At 55.3% G+C, this 912-nt stretch carries 1 rRNA gene; it reads right to left on the reverse strand.

What is annotated here, in order from left to right:
- A 23S ribosomal RNA gene (locus tag NDI54_RS21405) occupies positions 1 to 912 on the reverse strand; the annotation flags it as partial.

The following is a 912-nucleotide window of genomic DNA, read 5'->3' on the forward strand; positions in this document are numbered from 1 at the left end:
GTTTCCCATTTCGTCATAGTCGAGTTGCGGTATGACTTAGGACCGGCTAACCCTCAGCTGATCAGCAGTGCTGAGGAACCCTTATCCATTAGGCCGTCGGGGTTCTCACCCGACTATCGCTGCTACTATGGCCAGGATTTTCGTCACTCATCGGTCCACAGGAATTCTCATCCCTGCTTCCACCCAATGAGAGCGCCAATCTACTCGATTACCAGTATAAGTGGTACGGACAGGTCTCGGTGGTGGATTTGAGTCCCGATCATTTTGGGCGCCTCAAACCTCGGCCGGTAAGCTGTTACGCTTTTCTTAGAGGGTAGCTGCTTCTAAGCTCACCTCCCGGCTGTCTAGGGCTCGAGACCACCTTCAGAGGATTACACTTAATCCACACTTGGGGACCTTAACCTATCTCTGGGTTGTTCCCCTCCTGGTACACAGGCTTACCCCGCGCACCGGAATCCCCGCGTCAAACAGCGTCTGTAAGTTTGGAGTTTGACAGGTGTGCCGACTCCTCTCGGAGGCGGACACACCAATCGGTCGCTCTACCTCACAGACTACCTCGGCGGAGGTCATGCTTCGACATGTTTCGATTGGAACCAGCTGTTGCCGGACTCGATGGGCCTTTCACCCCTACACATAGATCACGAGAGGGTATTGTAGGACACCAACTCTAACAGACTTCCACGTGCCTTTCGGCACGCTTCATCTTGTCCATGCGTAGATCGTCCGGATTCGGGTCGTGTCCGTGTGGCTCCCCGCGCTTGAACACGGCGGCCCTCGGGCAAAGCCCTGCGGCCATGTCGGTTTCCCTGTGCCTCCCCGGATACTCCGGTTAGACTTGCCATACAGACACACTCCCTGGCTCGTTTTTCAAAACGTACGACGGAACATCGGCTTCCCGTGAGTCTTACTGGA

Source organism: Haloarcula terrestris, from assembly GCF_031624315.1.
Lineage (GTDB): Archaea > Halobacteriota > Halobacteria > Halobacteriales > Haloarculaceae > Haloarcula > Haloarcula terrestris.